This window comes from Hymenobacter sp. FMD4 (genome assembly GCF_058932745.1).
Map to the genome: position 1 here is coordinate 17258 of NZ_JBZYWH010000022.1, position 19810 is coordinate 37067.

Genomic DNA, 19810 nt, shown 5'->3' on the forward strand with positions numbered 1-19810 from the left:
AATTTTCGGGGAATATCCATTTCTGAGCCCGATGCTGCAACGGCTACTCTGCGTGTTTGCGCTGATGCTGACGACCTTACCGGTCGCGGCCCAGCTGAACGAAACCTTCGCCGATGGCGACTTCACCCAAAACCCCGCCTGGTCCGGCGACGTGGCTTCGTTTCAGGTCACCAGCCAGCAGCTGCAGAGCAATGGACCAGCCGTGACGGGTACCCAGATTCAGCTTGTGACGCCCATGCAGGCCAGTACGGGCACCACTTGGGAGTTTTGGGCCAATGTGCGCTTGGCTACATCAAGCAGCAACCTCGCCGACGTGTGGCTGATGTCGGAGCAGGCCGATCTGAAGGCTACCGGCAACCGCGGCTACTTCGTGCGCATCGGCGGCACGCCCGATGAGGTGAGCCTGTTCCGCAAAGACGCCACCGGCAGCCCGGTGTACGTGGTGAACGGCCAGGATGGCACCATCGGTTCCTCCTCCAACAACCCCGTACGCGTGCGCGTGACACGCAGCCTCGCCAACGTCTGGACCCTGGAGCGCGACCTGATCGGCGGCACCACCTTCGTCAGCGAAGGCACTGGCACCGACGACACGTACCAGCGCAGCCAGTTTATGGGTGTGTTGCTGCTGTACTCGTCGGCCAACGGTCGCAATTTTCTCTTCGATGATTTCCGGGTAACCGACACCACGCCCCCGCAGCTCACGCGCGCCACGCCCGCAGCGGCCAACATTCTGGACGTGCAGTTCAACGAGCCGGTAGCCGCTACCGTGGCAGCCAGTTCGTTCCGGCTCGGCAGTGGTGCCGTGCCGATCAACGCGCTACGCGACGCCACCGATGCCAGTCTCGTGCACCTGACCTTTGCCAGCAACCTGGCCATGGGTACAGGTACCGTAGAAGCCCGCAGCGTGGCCGATCTATACGGCAATGTGGCGGCCGGACCACTGAGCGCAACGTTCAATTACAGCGGCACGGCCGTAATGCCCGGATTCAATCAGCTGCTTATTACCGAAATATTCGCCGATGAAACGCCGCAGGTTGGACTGCCGGCCTCCGAGTTTATCGAGATTCATAATCCTTCGGCTACTACCGCCATTGACCTGGGCGGCGTGCGTCTGCTCAAGCCCGGTAGCAGCTCGTCGGCGGTATTTGGCGCTGGCACGGTGCTGCTGCCCGGTGAGTACGCCGTGGTCTGCGCCGCTACGCGCGTGACGCAGTTTGCAGCTTACCCCAAAGTGTTCGGGCTGAGCAACTTCCCGGCCCTGACCAACGGCGGCGACCAACTGCTGCTGCGCGCCCGCGACGGCCGCACCGTTTTTGAAGTGCGCTACACCGACAGCTGGTACCGCGACAACCGCAAGAAAGAAGGCGGCTGGACGCTGGAAATGGTGGACACCGCCAATCCTTGTGGCGGCATGGAAAACTGGACCGCTAGCACCGACGCCAGCGGCGGCACCCCCGGCCGGTCAAACTCGGTGCAGGCCGCCAATGCCGACCGCACGCCGCCGCAGTTGCTGCGCGCCGTGGCTCTTACGCCCTCGATTATTCGCTTGACGTTTTCGGAGAAACTCGACAGCGTGCTGACATCCAACGCTACCCTGTACAGCCTGCAGCCCGCCGTGGCGGTGCAGCGGGTGGCGGCGGTGCCCTTTGATTTTCGCACCGTGGAGCTGACCCTAGCAGCACCCATCGTGGCCAATCAGCCCTACACCGTGACCGTGCAGCGCGCTACTGACTGCGCCGGCAATGCCGTCGGGCCCATGACTTCCGCCACGCTGGCCCTGCCGGTACCGGCGGCCGAAGGCGATGTGGTCATCAACGAAGTGCTTTTCAACCCGCGCACCAATGCCTACGATTTCGTGGAGTTGCTGAACCGCTCCAGCAAATACATCAGCCTACAAGGCTGGAAGATCGGGCGGGAAAAAGCGGACGGCACCACCGAAGCTTACGACATCAGCGCCGAGCCTTACGTGCTGGCGCCGGGCCAGCTGGCAGTACTCACCGAGCGCCCCGACGTGGTGCAGAGCCAGTACCCCACCAGCCACGACGCAGCCGCCTTCTTGCCAAGTGTGCGCTTGCCCACGTACCCCGATGATGCGGGCATTGTGGTGGTGCACAACGAGCAAAACGTGCTGATTGACCGATTTGCTTACGACGAGAAGATGCACTTGGCCCTGCTCGAGACGCGTGATGGGGTATCCTTGGAACGTATTCGGCCCGAGGGCCCGGCTACGGCGACCAATTTCCACTCGGCCGCCGGCAGTGTGGGCTATGCCACGCCCGGCCAGCGCAACTCACAGCACCGCGCTGAGCCTGGCGGGGACAAGCAGTTTACCGTCGATCCGGAGGTATTCTCACCCGACGACGATGGACAGAACGATTTCACCACGCTTAGCTACCGTCTCGACGAGGCCGGCTACGCGGGCAGCGTAATTATTTACGACGCGCAAGGGCGCTTGGTGCGCCGCCTGGTGCGCAACGAAACCTTGGCTACCACCGGCTTCTTCCGCTGGGACGGCCTGACTGATGCCGGCCGGAAAGCTGGGGTGGGATATTACGTGATGCTCATCGAGCTGTACAAGCCCAACGGCGGGGCCAAGCGTGAGTACAAAAAGACAGTGGTGCTAGGCGCCCGGTTATAAGCCTGGTAGTGATGTTAAGGCGAGGGTCTCAGTGCTTTGAAGCCTAGAATTTAGATAAGCAACCGCATTAAACTCTGGGGCGCAGGGAGCATCCAAGCAGCCATACCAAATGCTCTCGCTGTGCTCCTCGCCCCCAATCAGTTACACGTGCAGTACCTGCTCTGGCGAGCAGGCTTTGGGCCACGGCCGCAGGATGCCGTGGCCGCTGCACCCCGCAAAGTGCTAAAACAGCTTCTGCTGAATTCGGAGCATTTTGAGCCGCTACAAGTGCCCGCGCTGCCAAGCAGCGGAGCGGGGGAATTGCCGCCTGCCTCCGCACCGCAACAAACCCCAGAGCAGATGGCAGCCAGGGCCAAGCCGGGGCAGCTGACCGCCGAGCAGCGCAAGGAGCAAAATCGGCAGATCCGCGAGGCTTTCTATGCCCTGAACACGGGGTGGCTTGAGCGCATGGCCACTTCGTCGGCGCAGCTTCGCGAAAAGCTGACCTTCTTCTGGCATGGCCACTTTGCCTGCCGGGTGCGCCAGCCTGCCGCCGCCCTTAGCCTGCACAACACCATCCGGCGCCTCGCGCTGGGCAAATTTTCCGATCTGCTGCTGGCCGTGGCTAAAGAGCCCGCCATGCTGCAGTTTCTCAACAACCAACAAAACCGCAAGCAGCGACCCAACGAAAACTTCGCCCGCGAAGTGATGGAGCTGTTTACCATCGGTCTCGGGCAGTACTCAGAACAGGATGTAAAGGAAGCTGCGCGGGCTTTTACCGGCTGGGGCTACGATGCGCAGGGGCAGTTTGTATTCCGTGAGCGGCAGCATGATGAGGGGCCCAAGACCTTCATGGGGAAAACGGGCAACTTCGGCGGCGAGGATATTCTGCGCCTCCTGCTGGAGCGTCGCGAGACGGCCACCTTTCTCACTACCAAGCTGTACCGCTTCTTCGTGCACGAGCAGCCCGAGCCAAGTCACATTCAGCCGCTGGCCGAGGCCTTTTACCGCTCCGGCTACGACGTGCAGGACCTGCTGGAACGCCTGTTTTCGGCCGAGTGGTTTTACGCGGCCGCCGTTATCGGAACCCGCGTTAAGTCACCCATTGAACTGCTGGTGGGTCTGCGCCGTCAAACCGGCTTGTGGCCGACCGATGGACAGCGGTTAGTTTTCTGGCAGAAAGCGTTGGGCCAGACCTTGTTTCAGCCGCCCAACGTGGCCGGTTGGCCGGGCGGCCGCAACTGGATTGACTCTTCCTCTTTATTGCTGCGGTTGCAGCTGCCCCAGGTGCTGCTGAAGCAGGCCGAAGTGAGCGTTGCTTTGAAAGACGATGACAATGACCTGAATCCGCAGGCACCGCAGACGGAGCGCGTGCTGCGTAGCCGCGGAATGCAGGAGGCGCCAGCAAACCTGGGAGTAATAACCCGCTTAATAGCGAAAATGCCGCTTGGCCAGCAACCGCAGACGTTGGCTGGCTTTCTGCTCCAAACGCCCCTTCGTCTCGAAAACCTTGCACTTGTGCAGCAGGCCGCTGCCGGTGCTGCCCCGGGGCAACAAGTGCCGCGCCAGCTCGGGGTGCTGCTTTCTCTGCCCGAATACCAGCTGATGTAATGCCGTCACTGCCAAGCGCACTGTTGCCAAACCAGCCCATGACCACTCGCCGCCGTTTTCTCCAGACCTCCGCGCTGGCCAGCACCTTGCTCTTTGTGCCGCGCTTTCTGCACAAGCTCGACGCCCAAGGGCTGCCAAGTCTGCGCAATGGTAACGGTCGCCGTTTGGTGGTGGTGCAGTTGGGGGGCGGAAATGATGGCCTGAATACCGTAGTGCCTTTCCGCAATGATCTGTACTACCAAGCGCGGCCTACGCTGGCCTTACGCGAGCAAAGCGGGTTGCTGATGCTGGAAAAAGATATGGCCCTGAATCCGGTCATGACGTCGCTCAAAGGCCACTACGACCAAGGCCGCCTTGCTGTGCTCAACAGTGTGGGCTACCCCAACCCCGACCGCTCCCACTTCCGCTCCATGGACATCTGGCACACCGCTTCGGCCGCCGATGAGTACTTGAGCAGCGGCTGGCTGGGGCGCTATCTTGATGCTACTTGCCAGGGGCAATTGGCTGCGCACATGGGCATCGAAGTCGACGATACACTCAGCTTGGCGATGAAAGGGCAACGAAGGAAAGGGTTGGCACTCAAAAATCCGCAGAAGCTGCTGCAGGCCACCCGCAATCCTTTGCTGGCCAGTTTGGGGAAGGAGCGAGTCACCACCGGCCTGCAGGAGCTGGATTACCTGTACAAGACGCTGGCCGAAACCGCTTCCTCGGCTGACTACCTGGCGGAGAAGACCAAGGTCTACCAATCAAAGGTGACGTATCCGAATTCGGAATTCGCCAAAAGCTTGAAGACCACCGCCGAGCTAATCAATTCTGGGCTCGAAACGCGCGTTTACTATACTTCTCTTACCGGTTTTGATACGCATGCGCGGCAGGTAGCGCAGCAAAACCGGCTGTTAGGGGAGCTGTCGGAGGGGCTGGGGGCTTTCATGGATGATCTGCAGCGGCACCACAACCTCGATACCACGCTGATCTTGGTATTCTCGGAGTTTGGCCGACGCGTGGCCCAAAATGCCAGCAACGGCACCGACCATGGCACGGCCAATAACGTGATGCTCCTGGGCGGTTCGCTGCGCCAACCCGGTGTAGCCAATGCAGCCCCCGATCTGGCAGATTTGGACAACGGAGATTTGCGCCACCAAATCGACTTCCGAAGCGTCTACGCAAGCATCTTGCAGGACTGGTTACAAGTTGGCAACCAAGATGTTGTGGCTACTAGCGTAAAGCCCTTAGAAGGACTGTTATAAATACTTAAAATACAAGCTCGGCAGTATCCATTTGATTATCAGGGCGTAATAAGGGGCAAGTTCAGTGTTTCACTAAGCACTTACCAACATGAAAGTATTATCGCCTTCTGCGCACAGCGTTTTAGACTACATCACCGTCATCTTCTTTGGCCTAGCGCCCATGCTCTTTGATTTGCAGCACCCGTACTCCACGGCCGCGTGGGTAATGGCTGGTGGTTATCTGCTTATCACCTTAATGACCGATACGCCCCTGGGACTGTTTCGTGTAATTCCCTTTAAGATGCACGGAGCGATGGAATTGGTGGCTGGTATTGCCTTTTTGGCGCTGCCGTTCGTGTTCGGGTTCAATGATTCTGCTCCGAACGCCCGTAACTTCTTCATCATCGCCGGTGTGCTCAACTTGGGTGCCTGGTTGATTACCGACTGGCAAGGCCACACCCGCAGCATGCTGACGGATGCAGGCGAGCGTCGCCACTAATCACGAATTGATTCGGTAAAAAGGCCGGGTGCTAGCAGCACCCGGCCTTTTTTGTTGCCATAAAGTTTAGCGCCTTACTGTAAAGCCCGTGTAGAAATGCTGGCCTGTTTCGCGCTCCAGGCCGTAGCGTAGGCCCGCATCCACAAGAAAATTCTTCGTGATGCGGTAGATAAAAGCGCCGTTGACGGAGCTGCGGCGGCCTGGCTGCAGTGTGCTCCAACTGGTGTAAGCCTCCAGCAGCACCCCCAGGTCCTCGGTTATCTCATAATCCACTGCTACCGAGGGTATCAGGCGTAGAAAATGGGCCTGACTTTCCCGGTCGTAGTTGACGGCCGATTCCACTTGCGCCTCCAAGTTCCAGCGTTTGGACAGGTTATAGTCGACGGGTAAGATGAGGCCGCCTTCCACACCGCCTTCGCCAACCATGCCACCAGTGGGCAGGCGCACGTAGCCGACAACGGCCGTGGCTATCTTCTGTTCCGTATCGTTGCCCACAAAGTTGCGCTTTACGCGCAGGGTCACATCGCCTACGCCACGGGTGCGTTCCCAGTCCGGTTCACCGATGGCGCGTCGCTTCCGGACGGCATACAGTGGCATTTCCACCTGAACATCGGTGCGGCGGCTCACGCCCATTTTGGCCATCAGGAAGGCCGCGTGCCAGCCGCGTTCCTGCTCGCCTTCCTTGCGCTGGTTGATCAGGCGTAAGGCATCGACTTCCAGCTGGAAGTGGCCTGCATCAACGGTAAATGGACTTTCTGTGACACCCGGGCGGTCGGCGCGTAGCTCGCGCAGTTGGTCGCGCGGCACTGGTCGGAACAAGGTGTAGCGCGCAGAATCGTAGGGAGAACCACCACCGGCCTGGGCCTGGGCTAGCACCGGGGCACCGAGTAAGCAAAGAAGCCAGTAGGGAAGGTTCATGGCCGAAGGCGAGAGGAGTTGTCACCCTATACGGCGTTGGGCTCCGGCCAAGCATGCAGCCAGCTTAATTTTGTGTTTCCTGCGTTGGCGGCAGTAGTTGAGCTGATAGCGAAACCGAAAATTGAGGTTTATTCAACAGGTGAAAAGCGGCTTTTTACTGGCTGCGATGTTGGGAACACGCTAACCTGCTTAATGTACTGCCGACGTAGCAGCCAGTGCATTCAGGCCTATCAGCAACTCGGGAGCCTTGAGCAGCCCGGGCCACCGGGCACGTATCTGCAACTGCTCGTCCAGCAGCACAGTGGTGGGGTAGGCTACTTGGCCCCGTTCGTCGCGGGCCAGCAGCAAGGCCAACTCGTGCACGCCGGTACCGGGGCCGGTAGCGAGGAAGCCGTATGTGCGGCCACCCAACCGCACCGACTCGCGGCTTTCGGCGTTCAGCGCCACGGCGTAAAAGCGGCGGTTCAGGCGGTCGGCTACGGCCGCGTCGCGGAAGGTGGTCAGGTCCTGCAACTGGCAGTAGCGGCAGGCGGGCGTGTATACTTTTACCAGAACGGGCCGGGGCCGCACGCGCAAACTATCGGCTAGGGCCTGTGGCGCGAGCCAGCGCACAGCGGCCGAGCGTCGCGGCGGCTGGGCACTGCTCAGCACAAGCAGAAGCGAAGGCAGCAGGAGTAGAAGTCGCACGGGTAGCATCGGCTAAGCTGATTAAGGCTTGCGGTTCAGGATATAGCGCAGGCCCAGAAACCCCCGAATGCCTTGGTTAGAGGCGTACACGTAGGTAGGGTCGAAGGTGAGGGCATGGGGGTTGTTGGCCGTGGGCACGGCCTGGCCGGCAGCATCAAACTGTACCTGCTTGTCGAACGGGTCGAAGGCGCGGGCGATGGAAGCGCGGTCGGGGCGGAAGTTTAGCAGGTTTTTCACGCCGCCGTACAGTTCCAGCTTGTCGCCGAGGCGCTTGGTGGCTTGGATGTTCTGGATGCTGAACGTGGGCGAGTAGGCTGGCCGCGGATCGAGCGGACCCAGCAGCGGCAGCTTCATGGGGCCGTACACGTTGCCGGTGTAATCCAGGGTTAGGCCGGCTTGGCGGAAAGTGTAGCTAAGCGCAAACGTGCCGGAGACCCGCTCGGTGAGCAGCTGGCGCCGCCGTTCGGGCTGGTTTTCGGCGTTGTCCTGGACTTGGTACACATCCAGCAGCGTCAGGCCCAGAATGGCCTTCAGCGGAAAGCTGAAGGTGAGGTCGGTATTCACCGTCAGGCCCCGCGACACGGCGTGGCCGCTCAGGTTGTCGTAGATAAGCAGGTTGGGGTCGGACTCGTAATCCGGCGTGATTTTGTTGGTGAAATAGGTGTAGAAGGCACTAGCATCGAAGCCGAGCAGGCCTTGGCCGATGGGCAGCACACGCTGGTAGTTCAGGTTCACGTTGTAGCTCTGCTCGGGGCGCAGCGCCTGCCGAATAATGACGGTGCGGGCGCCAGTGAGGGCGGCGTGGTCTTCCGTAAACACGTTCACCACGCGGTAGCCATTGCCGGCGCTTAGCCGGAAGGTCTGGCTGGCATCGGGCGCGTACTTGTAATTGAGGCGCGGCGTCAGGATGCTGCCGTGGTAGGAATTATAATCGTAGCGCAGGCCCAGCAGCAACGTATGCCGGTCGTTGAAGCGCAGCTCGTCTTGCACAAACGCGCCCGGCAGCACGATGCGTGAAGGCGCATTGCGCGGGCGCAGCGTATCCCCTGAAGCCGTAGCGGGCGTGTTGTCGTCATAGTAAGTATAGCGCAAGGCGCTGCCCAGCAGCAGCTGGTGCCGGCCCAGCGTGCGGGTGGTAGTCAGCTGACCGAAGCCGATGTGCTGCTGCGCTTTGTACACTGTGGTGCCGTACACCGAGTTCTGCTGGTGCGTGTTCAAGGAGGTACTCACCATCACCTGCTGACCACGGATGGGCAGCTGATACGCCCCGATCAACTCGGCCCGGTTAGTATAGATTGACTCCCCGTAGATGCTGTCGCCGCCGCGGAACTCGGGGCGCCAGTTTACCTGCCCGCCCCAGCGGTCCTCATACAGGTAGCGGGCTGCCAAAGAGGCTACGCGGCTTTCGGGCCGTTCCAGCGTCAGCTTGTCAAACACTGAAATGCGCTTGGCCAGGGTCATGTCGGTGAATCCGTCGCCGTTGTTATCGCGTGGCGAGTCGTACAAGAAGCCGTTGACGCCCAGCAACGAGGTAAGCTTGCCGGTTCGGGCTTTGGCGCTGAGGTCTACGTTGACTTCGCCCCAGCTGGTGGTAAAGGCATCAGCCGTTACATCGGTGGCCTTGGCGGGGTTGCGGGTAATGATGTTGATGAGGCCGCCCACCGCTTCGGAACCGTAAAGCGTGGAGGCCGGCCCCTTCACGATTTCAATCCGCTCCACGAGGCTGTTGGGAATGCCTGTGAGGCCGTACACGGTGGATAGGCCGCTCACGATGGGCATGCCATCGAGCAGCACCATGGTGTAAGGGCCTTCCAGCCCGTTGATGTGGATGTCGCCGGTGTTGCACACGTTGCAGTTCAGCTGCGGCCGCACGCCATTTACCGTCTGTAGGGCCTCAAATACTGAGGGAGTAGGATTCTTCTTAAAGTAGGTCGGATTGTACACCTCCACTGGCACCGCCGATTCCAGCCGCGTTACCGGCTGCATAGTACCCGATACCACCACCTCGCCTAACTCTTGCCCGGTTTTAAGCGTGAGCGTGACCGTGGTAGTTTGGTCTGCAATGGTCGTTAGGGCGCGTTCGGTGGGCTGGTATCCCACTGCCGAAGCCACCAACACTACCGACCCGGCAGGTACTTCGCGCAGTACAAACTCGCCGGCTTCACCAGCCGTATTGCCTAACGTAGTACCCTTTATAGCCACGCTGGCAAACGGAACACCCCGGCCGTCATGGTCACGAACTGTACCACGCAGGGTGGCAGTCTGCGCCTGAGCAGCGAATGATAGGAGCGTAATAAGCAAGAAGTATAGGCTGGTTTTCATTGGTAGGTGCGAGCGGAGTTTGGGTCGGCTACGAAAAATATTTAGATGAGTCTAAAAGCTCGACCGTAAAAAAGGTGAGTCCGCGCATTCCGCAGCCTCACCCACATGATTATCCGAAGAAGGTCTGAAAAAGCAGATACAGGTTGAGCACCATAATGATGCCCGACACAATCCACGCCACGGTCTTTATCAGCGGACGGTTTACAAATACGCCCATCTTGGCTTTGCTGCTCGTGAACAGCACCAACGGCACCACCGCGAAGCTGAGCTGCAGTGACAAAATCACTTGACTCAGCACCAGCAGCTCGCCGGTTCCTTTCTCTCCGTAAAGCAAAGTCACGATCAGGGCTGGAACCACGGCAATGCTGCGCGTAATAATGCGCCGCAGCCAAGGTTTGAGCTTGATGTTCAGGAAGCCTTCCATTACTATCTGGCCGGCCAACGTGCCCGTGAGGGTGGAGTTTTGGCCCGCGGCTAGCAGCGCCACCGCAAACAGCACACTGGCTGCGCCGGCACCCAGCACCGGTGTAAGCAGGCGGTGGGCGTCGTTGATGTCGGCTACGCTCCGGTAGGCAGGATTGGGGTGGAAGGCCGCAGCAGCCGTTACCAAAATGGCGGCATTCACGAAAAAGGCGAGGAACAAGGCCACCGTCGAGTCGATGGTCGAGAACTTGATAGCCATGCGCTTGCCCTCTTCATCCTGCTCAAAAGCGCGCGTCTGTACGATGCTGGAATGCAGGTAAAGGTTGTGGGGCATCACGGTAGCTCCCAGGATGCCAATGGCTATGTAGAGCATTTGCGGGTTCGTCACCACTTCTTTCTGTGGAACCAGCCCGGCTAGGATTCCAAAGTAATCTGGGTTGGAAACGATGATTTCGTAAAGGAAGCAGCCGAAAATGACCACAATCAACCCCGCCACGATTGACTCGATAACCCGGAAGCCCCGGCTTTGAAAAGCCAGTACCACTAGCACATCCAAAATGGTAAGCACTACGCCCCAAGCCAGCGGCAGGCCGAACAGCAAATTCAACGCAATGGCCGAGCCGATAACTTCGGCTAGGTCACAGGCCGCAATAGCTATTTCGCAGAGCACCCACAGCGCCATGCCCACCGGTCGGGAGTAGTGGTCACGACAGGCCTGCGCTAGGTCGCGGCCGGTTACTATGCCAAGCTTGGCCGCCAGGTGCTGCAGTAGCATGGCAAACAAGTTGGATATCAAAATAACGGAAAGCAGTGTGTAGCCATAACGGGCCCCGCCAGCAATGTCGGTGGCCCAGTTTCCAGGGTCCATATAACCCACTGCTACCATGAGACCAGGGCCCCAAAAAGCCAGCATCTTACGCCAGAAGGAAGCGCTGCGGTGCGGTACCCGGATAGAAGCATATACCTCGCTGAGCGACGGCGCGTGGCGAGGCTTGCGCCAGCCCGGATCAGCTGCCGGAGTAGCGTTTACCACGGGCGGCGTTTCGGGCGGAGTATTTACAGTAAGCATTTATATAGGCTGGGAATCTTTTAACAAAGGAAAACAATTTTTAGACGAGCCTAAAAGTTTTTTTAAGCTGACTTAAATACTGTTAACCCGTGAAAAAGTTGCGACTTCGTGCGGCTAGCCCGCGTTTGAGGTGGAAGTTTGTGCCCCTCTCATCTCCAAACCCATGATGCTTGCCCTCAAGCGCAACCGGTACGGCCTGCTTTCTTTAGTTGTAAGCGTCGTGTTGGTGCTTACGAAATTTTACGCCTGGGGGCTGACGCATTCCCAAGCGGCCCTGACCGACGCGCTCGAATCCATCATCAATGTATTTACCAGCGGGTTTGCGCTGTATAGCATTTACCTCTCCGGCTTACCCAAAGACCAGAACCACCCGTACGGCCACGGCAAGATTGAATACTTGTCGGTTGGCTTTGAAGGGGCGCTGATCCTTGGGGCCGGCGTATACGTGTTTTCGAGTGCCATTCAGGCTTTGCTTCACCCGCACACGGTGCAGCAATTGGACTGGGGCGTACTACTGCTCGGCGGTACTGCTGTCGTAAATCTGTTGGTGGGTTTTGTGCTAGTGCGGCAAGGGCACAAGCTGCACTCGCCTGCTCTCGTGGGCGACGGTCAGCATCTGTATCTGGATGCCGTAAGTACGCTTGTGTCGTGCGCGGCGCTGGGCCTGGTGTACTTTACCGGGTTGGTTATTTTCGATACCGCGGCTGCGCTGCTATTGGGCGTGGTCATCGTGGTGAACGGTTACCGCATGGTACGCCGCTCGGTGTCGGGGCTGATGGATGAGTCGGATGTAGAAACGGTAAAGCGCGTCATAGAGGAACTGCAGCAGCACCGGCAGCCGGCGTGGATTGATGTGCACAACCTCCGCATCGTGCGGTACGGGGCGAACCTGCACATCGACTGCCACGTGACCATTCCCTATTACTTCAGCCTAGAAGAGGCACATACCGAGGTAAACCGGATGGAGGCCCTCATTGCCAGCCGTTTTGAAGTGGAGGTGGAAATGTTTGTCCATGCCGATCCATGCACGTTCAGCGCCTGCCCGCACTGCTCCATGCCCGACTGCCCGGTGCGTCAGCACGCCTTCGCCCGGCTAGTGCCGTGGACCATGGATAACGTGGTCAAAAACGAGCGGCACCAGCTTGAGCATTAGAGACGCTAGCCGCAGAGGCGGTTGGATGAGACCAACTTCTTCATCCCGGTCAGTCTACTAGCTTATGGGCAAGAGCAAGGGCAACAAAAAAGGCGCTGCGGAGAGCAGCGCCTTTTTCATGAAGCGGTAAGCAAGCTTAGCGGACAATTTCTACCCAGCCTTTGCGCTTGCTGCCATCCGTCAGCGTAATCTGGTAGTAGTACACGCCGTCGGGCTGGCCTTTGCCGTCCCAGTTGTTTTGGTAGTCGGCCCATTCAGCCACCTTGCGGCCCCAGCGGTTGTAAATCTCCAAGCGACGAGCAGCTTGATTGAGGTCCTTGATGACAAAGAAGTCGTTGCGGCCGTCGCCGTTGGGCGTAAACACGTTTGGAACCTGGGGCACCACACGGATAACAAACGAAGCCGTATCGGTGCAGACGCCCTGGCGGAAACCGCTCGGAGCAATTTCTACGGAGTAACGAGTGGTCTTTGTGGGCGAAACTGTGATGGCCTCTGTTGTCGACTGGGCAGCACTCAGGCCACTAACGTCAGCGGGCGTGCTGGCGCGCCAGCTGTAACGGTAAGTCACCGGCGAGTTGCCGATAACAGCCGGGCGGTTCGGGCGAGCCGTCAGCGAAATAGCATCGCCTTTGGTGATCAGGGAGTCGCGACGGAAAGCCGTGCCACGTGTGGGGTTCGTGCCCGTGATGGCCACGTCGGCTACACTGCGGCGTACTACCCGAATAACAATGATGCGGTTCTGTACAGCTTTGATCGGGCAGGCATCGTCTTCAATCCGAACCGGGATGCGGTACACGTGGCCTACCTGGCTGGGGTCGGGGCGCAGACGCACGCGGCCGATAGGTGCATTGCTGCCGTTGGACTGCATCATGAAGGGCCGAACTGTCTGGTTAGCCAGGTCGGTGTACAGGTCGAGGTAATCCGGGTTGGAAGGCTCGCTGAAGGTTACCGTCAGGTTGTCGCCGGGGTTTGGGTCGCGGAAGTTTACGTTTACCTCGGTGTATTCACAGGCCTGGGCCGTGATGAGCGTAGAGTCGGTGTTGGTAACTACCGTGTTGTTGCCAACTACCACTGGCTGAGCTACCGGAGCGGTTGGTACAATGTTGCCGCCGCAGTCAATGATTACCACCAGCATGTCGCGGCGCACCGAGCCGATTTTGTAGTAACGGCCGTTGATGAGGCGGTACTCGGTTACTTTACCAACTACAGCATACTTGTTTTTGGCCAGGTTGGCTCCGTCGTAGAACCCGGGCGTGAACGTGAAGCTGCCGAGTTGGGCGTTGAAGTTGAAGTAAGGCGTGGCCGTCTTTACCGGGCAGTTGCCGGTGAAGTTGAAGGACGAAATCGGGAAGATGGGCGAGTAAGTCTGGGTACCACCGGGCAGCGTAACCACGCAGGGATTGGTAGGAGAGTTGCTGGGGTCCAGAATTACGCCACCCGTAGTAGTCAGGGAGCTATAAGCGGAAGGCTGGTTGCAGCCATCGAGCGGACGGTCCAGCGAGTATACCAGCGAGTCACCATCGGGCTCAAAGGTCGAGAAGGTGAGGGTAGTGCGCTGGCCCACGCAAACAAACGGAATCGGAATATCCTGCAGCTGGTACTGGGGCGAGGTGTTTTGTACCACCTGAGTAGAGCCTCCGTTGAGTGCCAACTGGTTGTTGAGCGTAGCTTCAAAGCGCAGGTCCGTGTTGCCGGGGATGTTCGACAGCGAGGGACGAGCATTGATCTGTACGCTCAGCGTCCACTCCGGCGCCGGCGGCAGCGTTACCTCCGCCGTGTAAAGGGCAGTTTCGTAATTGGTACGGCCGCTGGAAGAGCATTGGCTGGGGCCGCCGGGTACGTTGGCACAGTACGGGCTGCCGGGCGTGAGCGTACCACGGTTGAGCGTAGCGGTGAAGTTGCGGGAGTCGTTGCTATTGCACGAGGTGGAGGGTGAACCCACACGGCAATTCAGCGTCAGGGAAGTCTCGGCCGCAATACCGCCGCAGTCGCGGAAGTAACGCGCCGTTACGCGGTAACGGTTGTTACCAAGGGCTTCGTAGGTCAACTGTCCGCCTTGGGCGTGCGAGGCAAACGCGTGCTGCATGCCTGTTAGGTACAGACAGAAGGTGGATAACAGCAAGAGAGAAGCGCGTAAGAGTTGCTTCATGAACGATGGTTTTGGATGGAAAACAAGGGACCTGGGTGGGTGACCGATTTTGCTGCGGTAAGATAATGAGATTTATCCCTTACAACGCAAGCAAGCTGAGCAATTCATTGGATTGTACTTAGCAAATATTTTGCCGGCTTTATTTATACTTTAATCTGGTTGAAAAAAAGTTTCAATTCCACACAATAATATTTTTATATCCAGCAGATGAGCTTAGTTTTAGCAGTCAGTAGTCGTTGGATTCAAGCAGGCTACAGTTGTTTTCCACCCTTCCTAAACCCTCTTACATGCACAAACCTTTACGTATGTGGCCTACGCCGTCACCCCGGCATAGTCTGCGTTCGTGGTGGCTAACCATGGCCTTATGGTTAGCTGCTGCCAGCGCATGGGCTCAAACGGTAACTATCGGCTCCACCACGGTGCCCGTAGTAGCGCCGGCTACCAGTTCCTACCTGTATGGCCCAATCTACCGCTCCTCGGCTACTTCCACCTTCAACTACTCGCGCTACGCACACCTTTACACGGCGGCAGAGCTGAACATACCGACGGGTGCAGTTATCACCCAACTGGAGTGGCTGAAATCGGATGCTGGTGAACTGACCGGCAACAACACTTTCACGGTGTGGTTGAACAATACCGCGCAGACCTCGCTAGGCACCACCCAACCTTGGGGCACGCTGAACACCGGCACTACGCAGGTCTACACCTCCACTACGCAGCAGGTAACCGGAGCAGCTGGTACCTATTTTTCGGTGGCGCTGCAGCAGCCGTTTACGTACACCGGAGGCAGCCTGCTGATTCTGGCCGACCATGAGAAGCAGGGTACCGCTACGGGTGTCATCAACTTTGTGACCAACCCCGCCACGGATCTGGGCCTAGGGTACGCCAATAGCTCGGCTCTCACCAACACGACCAACCTGACGGCTGCTTCGTACGGTAACCGTCGGCCGACGGTGCGGATTTCTTATACGCCTGGCTCAGCTTGCACCGCGCCTCCCACAGCGGGCACTACCGTTGCTACTACTACTAGTGTATGCGGCGGCTCCACAGTTGGGTTGTCATTGCAGGGTGCTTCGTTCGGCACGGGCATGACCTATCAGTGGCAGAGCTCGACCAACGGCACCACTTACACCAACATCACCGGCGCTACCAACGCCAACTACACGACGCCGGTGCTAACGGCTTCGACTTACTTCCGGGCCGTACTGACCTGCTCGGGCCAATCGGCTAACTCCACGCCGGTGCAGGTGACGGTGAATGCGCCTACCTACGCAACTCTGCCCGTAACCCAGACCTTCGATGCGGCCTGGATTGACGTTTGCAACACCCGCGACGCCCCTAGCAACAGCTGGCGCACCACGCCTTCGTCGGGCAACAACTCGTGGCGCCGCAACGACGACGGTACGGCTGCTGGCTGGACCTCGACTTCGGGTGCATACACGCCGGCCTTCAGCCAAGGCACCAACTCGGCCCGCTTCCACACCTATAATAGCTCCTCCGGGACGGTAGGAACGCTGGATCTTTACGTGAACCTGAGCCAGACCGGCAACAAAGTGCTGTCATTTGACTACATCAACACCACCGGCACCGACTCGTTGACAATACACCTTTCGACGGACGGTGGCCAGACCTTCGGTCCGGCCTTGCTGCGCCTCAACCAAGCTGCTGCCTGGACGCCACGGAACGTTTCGTTGACTTCGACCTCGTCGACGGCTGTTATTCGCTTTCGGGCGCGCTCCGATTTCGGTACTACCGATATCGGCCTCGATAACGTAGCGCTGGATGTGCTGAGTGGTGTGCCGAACTGCGCCACCAACCTATCGCCTGCCAATAACGCAACCGGCGTATTGCGCCCCGTAACCATTAACTGGAGCAGCGGCGGCGGTGTCGCCACGGGCTACGACGTGTACTTTGGTACGAGTGCGACTACCATGACCTTGGTAAGCAGCAACCAAACGGGCACAAGCTACGTGCCCACGATGAGCCTGGCAGGTAATACGGACTACTACTATCAAGTAGTACCGCGCAACGCGAACGGTCCGGCCACCGGCTGCGCCGTGAACAAATTCACGACCAGCAACACCTTTACGTACTGCAACACTAACCTGGGTTCGTCCTGCGGTTCCGGCAATGCCAACATTTCGGGCGTAGCCATTGCCAACACTGCGCTGAATAACCCCAATACAAGCTGCAACGTGGTAAACGGCGGTGCTTACACCGCTTGGCCCGCTAGCGGCAGCACCACCGCCGTGCTGAACCCAGGTGTGACTTACCAGGTGAGCGTAACTACCCCGGAAGCCGCCATTATCTCGGTGTGGTTTGACTTCAATCAGAACGGCACCTTTGAGGCTTCAGAGTGGACGCAAGTAGCCACTGCTTCAACGGCCAACCAGCCTTCGACGGTATCAATCACCATCCCAACCGGCGCGGCCGTGGGGCAGACTGGTATGCGCGTGCGCAGCCGCCTGAGTGGCAATCCCAACGCAGCTAGTGACGCCTGCGCCAACATGGCTACCGGCGAAACAGAGGACTATATTGTGAGCATTGCGCCTGCTGCTCCGTGCACAGCACCGCCCACGGCCGGGGCCGCTACTGCTAGCACCACCAGCATCTGCGCGCCCACAGCCGTTACGCTGGGTTTGCAAGGCGCTTCGTTCGGTACGGGCATGACCTATCAGTGGCAGAGCTCAACCAACGGCACCACTTACACCGACATCACCGGCGCTACGAACTCTACGTACACCACGGCTCCGGTGACGGCTACGACTTCCTTCCGCGCGGTGCTGACGTGCTCGGGCCAGTCAGCTAACTCCACGCCGGTGCAGGTAACGCTGAACGCTCCGGCCTACGCTACGCTGCCCGTAATCGAAGGCTTCGACAACACTTGGGTAGACGCCTGCACCACGCGCGACGTACCTTCGAACAGCTGGCGCAGCACGCCCGCATCGACCGATGCAGACGCTTCGTGGCGTCGCAACGATGACGGTGCTGGCTTCTGGACCAGCCCGACGTTCGGCGCTTATACGCCCGCCAGCAGCCAAGGCACCAACTCCGCTCGCTTCCACAGCTCGTATGGCACCTCGGGTACCGTAGGCACGTTAGATCTGTACGTGAACTTGAGCCAGGCCGGCAATAAGCGTCTGACCTTTGACTTCCTCAATACTTCGGGCACCGATTCGCTGACGGTGCACCTGTCGACGGACGGTGGCCAAACCTTCGGCCCGGCCCTGCTACGCTTTAATCAAGCTGCTAGCTGGACTAACCAGGCGCTGCCGCTGACCTCAACATCGGCCACGGCTGTTATCCGTTTCCGGGGTCGTTCGGACTTCGGTTCTACTGACATCGGTTTGGACAACGTGCGCGTGGAGTCGGCTACGGGCTGCCTCTCGCCAGCTGGCCTCACGGTCACCAACATTACCTCTACTTCGGCTGTGCTGAACTGGGTAGCTGGCGGCACGGGCACTTACACGGTGGAGTACGGTCCCATCGGCTTTACCCAGGGTCAAGGCACGTCGGTACCGAATATCACGGGCACTACCTACTCCGTAACCGGCCTGACGCCAGGTACGCCTTACCAGTTCTACGTAACGCAAAACTGCGGCACTGCCAATTCCGCGGCAGGTGGCCCGGTAGTGTTCAATACGCAGATTACCAACGATGACCCGGCTGGTGCCATTATGCTCACGGTAGGTACGACCTGCTCGCCGCTAGCTGCTACAAACGTAGGGGCCACTACGACCACCGCCAACGGCTACGCTAACCCCGGTACGTCACCGAATAACTGCGGTACCGGCACCACGCCAAAGGACGTATGGTTCCGATTCACCACTGCCGCTACTGGTCCCACCAGCACGGCCGTGCGCGTGAGCGTAACCGGGGTGCCAGCTAGCCAGCTGCGCGCCTTCTCGTCGGCAAGCGGCGCCAGCGGACCGTTTACGCAGATTGGCTGCGCTGCCACCAGCAGCTCAGTAGCAGCTCCGAACCTCGACCTGCAGAACCTGACGCCCTCTACGACCTACTACGTACGGGTATCAGGCTACAGTGCTACCGATGCGCAGGGACCGTTCACCATCTGCGCTTCGCTGCTCCCGAATTGCCCGGCACCGCTGACACCGGCAGCTCCGGTAGTCACCAGCACCACGGCTTCCTTGTCGTGGGGCGGTACTCAGTCCGCGGGCTCCACTTATATAGTAGAGTACGGGCCGCAAGGCTTTACCCAAGGCCAGGGCACCACGGTATCGGGTATCACCAGCCAAAGCACCACGCTCAGCGCGCTGACGCCCGATCGGGAGTACTGCTTCTACGTGCGGCAGGACTGCGGCGCTACCAACGGTCAAAGCGCTTGGGCAGGCCCATTCTGCTTCCGGACCGGCCTCGCAGCTGCTACCAACGACGAACCTTGCACGGCTACGCCGTTGACCTTCAACAGCGCAGGCAGTATGGTGGTAACCTCGGGCACGACCCTGGGCGCTACTACCACTACCGTAGGGGGTATTGCCGGGCTCTTGCCGGCCTGCTCACCTGCACTGGCGCCGAAGGATGTATGGTTCCGGGTGACGCTGCCCGCAGGGCAAACCACCTTGGCCTTCAACGTGAATGGCACGACGGCCGGCATGGTACGCCTGTACACAGCTAGCAACTGCACCACAGGCTTTGCCATGGTAGCTTGCCAAGCCGCTACAGGTACCGGTCAGGCAATGGGCCGCGTGTCGTTCGGCAGCCTCACGGCTGGCACCACCTACTACATGGCCGTTTCGGGCTACAACTCGAACGACCCGCAGGGAGCCTTCACCATCGGTGATGTGACTTCGGTACGTGGCGAGCTAGCCGGCGGTCAAGTAACAGTGTTCCCGAACCCGGTGAACGACGGCTCGTTGCTGAACGTGCGCGTAAGCGGCGCCAAAGCTGCTGGCAGCGTACAGTGCGAAGTGCTGAACGCTCTGGGCCAGGTGGTGCTGAAGCAGACCGCCCACCTACGCAACGGCGTGCTGAGCGAAACGCTGAAAACCAATGGGCTGGCTACCGGCCTCTATCAAGTGCGTCTCACCATCGGCAACGAAACGGTGGTGCGCAAGGTGGTAGTGGAGTAAAGATTCCAGGCTCATCAATAAAGACAGCAACGCAGCAGCGTTGCTG

At 59.3% G+C, this 19810-nt stretch carries 11 protein-coding genes; 6 read left to right on the top strand and 5 right to left on the bottom strand.

Going from position 1 to position 19810, the window contains the following annotated elements; all coding sequences use genetic code 11:
* Positions 1-31: 31 nt before the first annotated feature.
* From AC5FXY_RS17390 to AC5FXY_RS17405, 4 genes are all read left to right on the top strand, one after another.
* Positions 32-2638 carry a lamin tail domain-containing protein gene (locus tag AC5FXY_RS17390; RefSeq protein ID WP_493557981.1) on the top strand — a complete coding sequence of 869 codons (2607 nt, stop codon included), beginning with the start codon at positions 32-34 and terminating at the stop codon, positions 2636-2638.
* A 120-nt stretch (positions 2639-2758) separates the two neighbouring features.
* The gene (locus AC5FXY_RS17395; protein ID WP_493557982.1) at positions 2759-4228 is read left to right on the top strand and encodes a DUF1800 domain-containing protein; all 1470 of its coding nucleotides are present in this window, start codon (positions 2759-2761) and stop codon (positions 4226-4228) included.
* 38 nt (positions 4229-4266) lie between these two features.
* Positions 4267-5475, top strand: a complete 1209-nt coding sequence (locus AC5FXY_RS17400; RefSeq protein ID WP_493557983.1) for a DUF1501 domain-containing protein — start codon at positions 4267-4269, stop codon at positions 5473-5475.
* A gap of 88 nt (positions 5476-5563) precedes the next feature.
* Positions 5564-5953 (top strand): hypothetical protein, encoded by a 390-nt coding sequence (locus AC5FXY_RS17405; protein ID WP_493557984.1) that lies wholly within the window; start codon positions 5564-5566, stop codon positions 5951-5953.
* Between the two features lie 66 nt (positions 5954-6019).
* On the opposite strand, the gene AC5FXY_RS17410 is transcribed toward AC5FXY_RS17405, so the two are convergent.
* The 4 genes from AC5FXY_RS17410 to AC5FXY_RS17425 form a co-directional block, all read right to left on the bottom strand.
* Positions 6020-6871 carry a transporter gene (locus AC5FXY_RS17410; RefSeq protein ID WP_493557985.1) on the bottom strand — a complete coding sequence of 284 codons (852 nt, stop codon included), beginning with the start codon at positions 6869-6871 and terminating at the stop codon, positions 6020-6022.
* Between the two features lie 189 nt (positions 6872-7060).
* Positions 7061-7558, bottom strand: coding sequence for a thioredoxin family protein (locus tag AC5FXY_RS17415; protein ID WP_493557986.1), 498 nt, complete (start codon positions 7556-7558; stop codon positions 7061-7063).
* A 21-nt stretch (positions 7559-7579) separates the two neighbouring features.
* Positions 7580-9880 (bottom strand): TonB-dependent receptor, encoded by a 2301-nt coding sequence (locus AC5FXY_RS17420; RefSeq protein ID WP_493557987.1) that lies wholly within the window; start codon positions 9878-9880, stop codon positions 7580-7582.
* Between the two features lie 109 nt (positions 9881-9989).
* Positions 9990-11372, bottom strand: a complete 1383-nt coding sequence (locus AC5FXY_RS17425; RefSeq protein ID WP_493557988.1) for an Nramp family divalent metal transporter — start codon at positions 11370-11372, stop codon at positions 9990-9992.
* 163 nt (positions 11373-11535) lie between these two features.
* Here AC5FXY_RS17425 and AC5FXY_RS17430 point away from each other — a divergent pair, with 163 nt between their 5' ends.
* Positions 11536-12525, top strand: coding sequence for a cation diffusion facilitator family transporter (locus AC5FXY_RS17430; protein WP_493557989.1), 990 nt, complete (start codon positions 11536-11538; stop codon positions 12523-12525).
* 136 nt (positions 12526-12661) lie between these two features.
* On the opposite strand, the gene AC5FXY_RS17435 is transcribed toward AC5FXY_RS17430, so the two are convergent.
* Complete coding sequence (locus AC5FXY_RS17435) at positions 12662-14674, bottom strand: T9SS type B sorting domain-containing protein (RefSeq protein WP_493557990.1); 2013 nt, start codon at positions 14672-14674, stop codon at positions 12662-12664.
* A 287-nt stretch (positions 14675-14961) separates the two neighbouring features.
* Here AC5FXY_RS17435 and AC5FXY_RS17440 point away from each other — a divergent pair, with 287 nt between their 5' ends.
* Positions 14962-19764: a T9SS type A sorting domain-containing protein gene (locus AC5FXY_RS17440; protein ID WP_493557991.1), complete on the top strand. Its 4803-nt coding sequence runs from the start codon at positions 14962-14964 to the stop codon at positions 19762-19764.
* Positions 19765-19810: the final 46 nt, after the last annotated feature.